The sequence below is a fragment of the Streptomyces anandii JCM 4720 genome (genome assembly GCF_014650655.1).
Lineage (GTDB): Bacteria > Actinomycetota > Actinomycetes > Streptomycetales > Streptomycetaceae > Streptomyces > Streptomyces anandii.
On the sequence record NZ_BMVJ01000018.1, the window covers coordinates 113,801 to 120,039 of the forward strand.

Below are 6,239 nucleotides of genomic sequence, written 5' to 3' on the forward strand. Positions count from 1 at the left end.
CGCGCGGCGGCCTGGATGGTGGCGAAGTCACCGGTCAGGCCGATGAACTGGGGGTCGATGCCCTTGAGCCACTTGCCCAGTTCGGCGGGGGTGTCGCGGGCCGGGTCGGTGGTGACGAACACCACGCGCAGCTTGTCCTGGTCGGCCTTGGGCAGCGCCTTCTTGGCGACCGCGATGTTGTTCATCGTCAGCGGGCAGATGTCGGGGCAGTGGGTGTAGCCGAAGTACAGCAGCGTCGGCCGGCCCGCGGTCTCCTTGCGGAGGTCGTACTTCCCGCCGTGCGTGTCGGTGAGGACCAGGTCCGGCTTCTCGAAGGGCTGGTCGAGGACCGTCACGGCCCTGTGCCGGGCGCTGTCCCCGGAGACGGAGACGACGGGCTTGCCGCCGTCGCCGCCGCTGCCGCAGGCGGACAGGGTCATGGTGGCGGCGGCGAGCAGGGCGGCCGCGGCGAACGTCTTCTTGCGCATAGAAAGAAATGTCCCAGTTGTGATGACTCCGGCGCGCACCGGGGTCGTACGCCAGGGTCGCACGACCGTCGTACGACCCCAGGTGCGCGTGACGGGCGGGTGGGGGTCAGGCGGTGGTGCGCCTGCGGCCGGCGAGCACCCCGTAGGCCACTCCGGCCGCGCCGACGACGATGCCCACGACGCCGAGCACCCGGGCGGTGGTGTCGCTGCCGCCCTTCGACCCGGAGGCGGCAGCGGTCTGGGCGGCGGGCTCGGCGTCGTCGGCGGTGCCCGCGGCCGTGCCGTGGGCACCACCGTCCTTGGCGGCGGCCAGCTCCAGCACCGGCGCCGGGTTCTCCGGCTCGGCCCGGCCCTTGGCCTGGACCTCGATCCAGCGGACGATCTCCTTGTCGGAGTACGTCTGCAGCGCCTTGAAGACCAGCCGGTCGGCGTCCTCGGGGAGCGCGCCGACGGAGACCGGGAACTTCTGGAAGTAGCCGGCCTCGATGCCCTTGCCGTCGGCGGTCCAGGTGACCTTGGTGACGGCCTCGGAGATCTTCTCGCCGTGCATCTCGATCGGCTTGGCGAGCTTGGACTTGGTGACGTCGATCTTCCAGCCGTCGATCTTCTCCGGCATCACCGAGGCCAGCGGGTGGTCGGTGGGGAAGTTGACCTCGACCTTGGTGGTGGAGGCGTCGTCGCGCTCGTTGGGGACCTTGAAGTCGACGACGACGTAGCCGCCCTTGGCCGGCGTGCTCTCCGGCTGCACGGTGACGTGCGCGAAGGCGGGGGCGGACAGGGCGAGGACGGCCGAGCCCGCGAGGGCGCCGGCGGCGGCGAGACGGGACGCCTTGATGGTCCTGATGGTCTTCATGACGGGAAAACACTCCTGCTTCGGACGAGTTCCGTTGACGAGAGGGAGCGCGTGCACGGGCCCGGGGGGCCTGTCCGGGAGCGAGATCCGGATCAGGGCACGCGCGTGTGCCGCACGACGGCGGCCGTTCCCGTGGGCGGAACCCGCCCGGTGGTGGGGTGCTGGTCGCGTCGCGTCAGGCAGCGAGGACGCAGGTGGCGGCGGCCGGCGGGCCGCGGCGGATCACGGAGTGCTGGAGCGCGGTGGTGTGCGGCGCGGGGACCGGATGGTCGGCGGAGCGCCGGAAGCGCGGGCCGGCCGTGGGCGCGGCCGGCAGTCCGGCGGTCAGGGCGCGCACCAGGGCGAGGGCCCCGCGCAGGGACCGTACGAGCGCGGTCTCGGCCACGCCCTGCACCGACAGCTCGATGAGGCGCAGCAGCGCGAGGTCGCCACGCCGCAGCAGCCAGCCCGCGGCGAGCGCGGCCAGTACGTGCCCGAGGAGCATCGGCAGGGACGGCAGCAGCGAGGCCACCGGGCCGGCGGAGGTCAGCGCGTCCGCCGGGTGGTGCATGGCGCCCATGGACCCCGTGTCCGTGCCGCCCTGGTAGAGGTGCGCGGTGACGAGGATCCGGTAGGCCTGGCCGGGGGTGAGCGACGCGGCCGAGACCCCGCACATCAGGTGCGCGGCGCGCGCGACGAGCTCGGTGTCGGACAGCGCGGGCATGGACCCCATGCCGGCCATGGACCCCATGCCGCTCATCGACCCCATGCCGCTCATAGAGCCCGCCGTCCCCGTGCCGGCGCCGCCGCCGGTGGTGAGCTGGCCCAGTCCGAACAGCGTGTGCAGCAGGGTCTGGCCGACCGCGAGCAGTGTCACGATCCCCGGCAGCGAGCGGGCCCGGCCCGCGAGCGGTACGACGACGGCGAGCGCCCCGAGGAATCCCGCGCCCAGCGTCCACAGCGGCACCGTGGCGCAGGACGCCAGGGTGTGCCCGGCCGCGGCCAGCACGACGCAGACCGCGGCGAACACCGCGGCCCGCAGCATCCGCAGATCGCGTCCGGCGCGTGCCGTGCGCGGGTGGGGGGCAGTCATGGCGGCCTCATCATCCCACTGGCGCCCCGGCCGCCGTACGGCAGGTCCACAAGATGTCGTACGTCTGAATGGCCGGACTCGGCGGCCGGGGCGCCGCGCATACACCGATTCCGTCCCCGCCGCATCCGCCGATCGGGCGGGATGGCGTCAACTCGGTGCTTATGACTGGGCACGCGGGGCAATACGTAACGGTATGTCGAGCCGCGGCCGGGAGGCTGGAGCATGAGCATCTGGTGGTCACTCCATCTTCGGCGTGACGCTGCGAGCGTTCCCCTCGCCCGGCGGCTCCTCCTCGGCACGATGGAGACCGCCGGCGTCGACCCCGACATCTCCTACGACCTGTCCGTCGCCCTCAGCGAGGCCTGCGCGAACGCGGTCGAGCACGGCGGCGACGCCGGTTCCTCGGAGCCCTACCGGGTCACCGCCTACCTCGACGGGGAGCGGTGCCGCATCGAGGTGGCGGACGAGGGGCCCGGCTTCCCCTCCGGCGGCCGCCGGGCGCCGGCGCGCGCCGCGCACGCCGAGGCCGAGCACGGCCGCGGTCTGTGCCTGATCCAGGAACTCGCCGACCACGTCCACATCGGCAGCGCGCCGGGGCGCGGCGGCGCCGTGGTGAGCTTCGACAAGATCCTCAAGTGGCGCAAGGACGCGCCGCTGGTCGCGGTGTAGGACGCCCGTCCCGGCCCGCCGCGCGCCGGGCGACGGGGCCCATCGCGTACGAGGCGGCCAGGGTCGCGCCGCCGAGCAACAGCCAGCCCGGAGTGCCCCACTCCACCAGCAGTGATGTCAGGACCAGCGGGCCGAGGGTGCGGGCCACGGTGACGCCGGTGCCGAAGAAGCCCTGGTACTCGCCGACACGGTCGGCCGGCGCGAGGTCGAAGGACAGCTGCCAGGCGCCCGCCGACTGCCCCATCTCGGCGGCCGCCTGCAGCACGGCCCCGGCCACCAGCGCCCCCGCCGCCACGGGTGCGGGGACCCCGGCCGACAGCGCGAACACGGCGCAGGCCGCCAGCATCACCCAGCCCGAGCGCCGCACCGCGCGCGTGGCCGAGCCCGGGGAGCCGATCCCGCGCGCCACGCGCACCTGGAAGAGTGTCACCGCCCCGGTGTTCAGCACGAACAGCACGGACACCAGCCAGTCGGCGGCGCCGGTCCGCTGAGTGATCCACAGCGGCAGCCCGAGGCTGAGCAGCGGCATCCGCAGCAGCAGCACGGTGTTGAGCAGGGTCAGCGCGATGTACGGACGGTCCCGCACCACGGCCGGACGCGCCCGCTCGCGCCCCTGCCCGCACCCGTGCTCCCCGGCCGGCGGTGCCGCCGGCGGCCGCCCCCGCACCGCGGGCACCCGCAGCAGCACCGCGCCGCACAGCAGGAAGCTCGCCGCGTCGAGCGCGAACACGCCGAGGTAGGCCGTCCGCGTCCCCGACTGCAGGGCGAGGCCCCCGAGGCCGGCGCCCGCCGCGAGACCCGCGTTGAGCGTCGACTGCAGATACGCCAGCAGCCGGGTGCGCTCCGCGGGCCTCACGAGTCCCGCCAGCAGTGCCTGGCGGGCGGCGGCGAGCCCGGACTGCGAGCAGGCGTAGGCGCAGGCGGCCGCCACGAACGGCAGGAAGCCGCGCACCACGAGGAAGGCCGCCACCGACAGACCGGTGGCCAGAGCCAGCAGCACCGCCGCGCCGCGCGGTCCGCGCCGGTCCGCGAGCCGCCCGAGCGGCACCCCGGCCAGCGAGCCGGCCGCCCAGGCGAGGGTCAGTCCGAGTCCCACGCGCGCGGGCGCCAGCCCCACGACACGCGTGAAGTACAGCGCGGAGGTGACGTAGAAGGCGCCGTCGCCGACGGAGTTGCTCAACTGGGCGAGCGCCAGCAGCCGTTGGGGGCCGGCGGGCGGGACGAGAGAGGCCGTCATACCGACGACTCTAGGAAGCGTGCGGACCCCTCAACAGGCCCACTCCCGAGTCATCTTGCTGGCCCAATTCCCGCCCGCCGCCACGACGCGCCCGGGCGCCCCGTCCGCCGCCACGACGCACCCGGGCGCCCCGCCCGCTGCCACCGCGGCGCCCCCGGACCTCCGTCCGCCGCCCCGGCCCCCCGGGGCCTCCCGCCGCCCCCGGAGCGAACGCTTCACGCGCCGTCCAGAACCTTCGCCAGCACCTCGAGCGCCTCCGGGTACACCCGCTCCCGGGGTGTGCCGTACCCGACGACGAGGCCCTGCGGCCGGCCCTCCCGGGGCGTGTGCCAGTGGTCGCCCAGGCGGCCGAGGGCGAGCCCCTCCGCCTCCGCGCGCGCCAGCACCTCCTCCTCGTCTGCCACGTCGACCAGCGCGTGCAGCCCGGCGGCGATCCCGCGCAGCCGGCGCCTGGAGCCCAGCCGGTCCAGGAGCTGGTCGCGGCGGCGCCGGTAGCGCAGCCGGCACGCGCGCACGTGCCGGTCGTAGGCGTGGCTGTCGATCAGCTCGGCGAGCGCCAGCTGCCCGATGGTCTCGGTGTGGTGGTCGCTGTGCAGCTTGGCCTCGGCCACCGCGTCGACCAGGTGCGGCGGCAGCACCATCCAGCCCAGCCGCAGCGCCGGCCCGAGGGTCTTCGACGCCGTGCCGAGGTACGCGACCTGACCCGGCGCCATGCCCTGGAGCGCGCCGACGGGTTGGCGGTCGTAGCGGAACTCGCCGTCGTAGTCGTCCTCGACGATCAGTGCGCCACGCGCGCGTGCCCAGTCGGTCAGGGCCCGCCGCCGCTCCGGCTGCAGGGTCACACCGGTCGGGTACTGGTGGGCCGGGGTGACCACGACGGCCCGCTCCTCGCCCAGCTCGTCCGCGCGCACACCGCGCTCGTCCACCCGGACCGGCACCACGCTCCCGCCGTTGTGCCGCACCACCTCGCGGTGGAAGGGCAGCCCGGGGTCCTCCATGGCGACGGCGGCGCCGTCCAGCACGCGCGTGAGCAGCGCCAGCCCCTGGACGTACCCCGAGGTGATCACGATGCGCTCCGGTGGCGCGATCACCCCGCGGGCGCGGCCCAGATAGCCCGACAGCGCGGTGCGCAGCTCGGTCCGGCCGCGCGGATCGCCGTAGTCGTACGCCAGTGAGGGCGCCGTCGCGATGGCGCGGCGCAGGGCCCGCAGCCAGGCCGCGGCCGGGAACGCCCCGACGTCCGGGCTGCCGGGCCGCAGGTCGAACCGGGGCGCCCGTGCGCGTGCCGCCGCGCCCGGCTGTTCGGTGTCGACGCTGGGCAGGGCGGCGACCTGGGTGCCCGAGCCCTGCCGCGCCGTCAGATAACCCTCGGCGACCAGTTGGTCGTAGGCGGCCTTGGCGGTGCCGCGCGAGATGCCGAGCTCGCCGGCCAGCCGCCGGGTCGCCGGCAGCCGGGTGCCGGGCGCGAGGCGCCCGTCCCGCACGGCGTCCCTGAGCGCCTTCTCCAGCCCGGCCCGGCGGCCCGCCGCCGCGTCCGGTTGAAGATGCAGGTCCACACCGACACCGGACCAGAAGTCGTCCATGTCCACGACAAACCCTCCCCCTGGGGCCTGTGAATCACCGGCCGGAACCGCGTGTGTCCCGGCACACCGAAGGCCGGGCACCCCGCAGGTACCCGGCCGTCCGACTTGTATCAGCCCTTCAGTGCCGCCATCCAGCCCTCGACCTCGTCGGATCGGCGCGGCAGACCCGCCGACAGGTTCCGGTTGCCGTCCTCGGTGACGAGGATGTCGTCCTCGATGCGGACGCCGATGCCGCGGTACTCCTCGGGGACCGTCAGGTCGTCGGCCTGGAAGTACAGGCCCGGCTCGACGGTGAGGACCATGCCCGGCTCCAGCGTGCCGTCCACGTACGTCTCGGTGCGCGCGGCGGCGCAGTCGT

At 74.8% G+C, this 6,239-nt stretch carries 7 protein-coding genes; 1 reads left to right on the forward strand and 6 read right to left on the reverse strand.

Features of this window, described 5'->3' with window-relative positions; all coding sequences use genetic code 11:
* The 3 genes from IE249_RS27255 to IE249_RS27265 form a co-directional block, all read right to left on the reverse strand.
* Positions 1 to 467, reverse strand: a 467-nt coding sequence (locus IE249_RS27255; RefSeq protein ID WP_229859365.1) for an SCO family protein, incomplete at its 3' end; no start/stop codon positions are given.
* Between the two features lie 106 nt (positions 468 to 573).
* Positions 574 to 1,320 (reverse strand): YcnI family copper-binding membrane protein, encoded by a 747-nt coding sequence (locus IE249_RS27260; RefSeq protein WP_229859369.1) that lies wholly within the window; start codon positions 1,318 to 1,320, stop codon positions 574 to 576.
* Between the two features lie 175 nt (positions 1,321 to 1,495).
* On the reverse strand, positions 1,496 to 2,392 hold the full coding sequence (locus IE249_RS27265) for a hypothetical protein (RefSeq protein WP_189708879.1): 897 nt from the start codon (positions 2,390 to 2,392) through the stop codon (positions 1,496 to 1,498).
* Between the two features lie 222 nt (positions 2,393 to 2,614).
* On the opposite strand from IE249_RS27265, the gene IE249_RS27270 reads away from it, so the two are divergent.
* Positions 2,615 to 3,061 (forward strand): ATP-binding protein, encoded by a 447-nt coding sequence (locus IE249_RS27270; protein ID WP_189708881.1) that lies wholly within the window; start codon positions 2,615 to 2,617, stop codon positions 3,059 to 3,061.
* On the opposite strand, the gene IE249_RS27275 is transcribed toward IE249_RS27270, so the two are convergent.
* The 3 genes from IE249_RS27275 to IE249_RS38655 form a co-directional block, all read right to left on the reverse strand.
* On the reverse strand, positions 3,024 to 4,298 hold the full coding sequence (locus IE249_RS27275) for an MFS transporter (RefSeq protein ID WP_189708883.1): 1,275 nt from the start codon (positions 4,296 to 4,298) through the stop codon (positions 3,024 to 3,026). The genes IE249_RS27270 and IE249_RS27275 overlap by 38 nt on opposite strands.
* A 215-nt stretch (positions 4,299 to 4,513) precedes the next feature.
* The gene (gene pdxR / locus IE249_RS27280) at positions 4,514 to 5,881 is read right to left on the reverse strand and encodes a MocR-like pyridoxine biosynthesis transcription factor PdxR (RefSeq protein WP_189708957.1); all 1,368 of its coding nucleotides are present in this window, start codon (positions 5,879 to 5,881) and stop codon (positions 4,514 to 4,516) included.
* Between the two features lie 110 nt (positions 5,882 to 5,991).
* Positions 5,992 to 6,239, reverse strand: a 248-nt coding sequence (locus IE249_RS38655) for a M24 family metallopeptidase (protein ID WP_229859370.1), incomplete at its 5' end; no start/stop codon positions are given.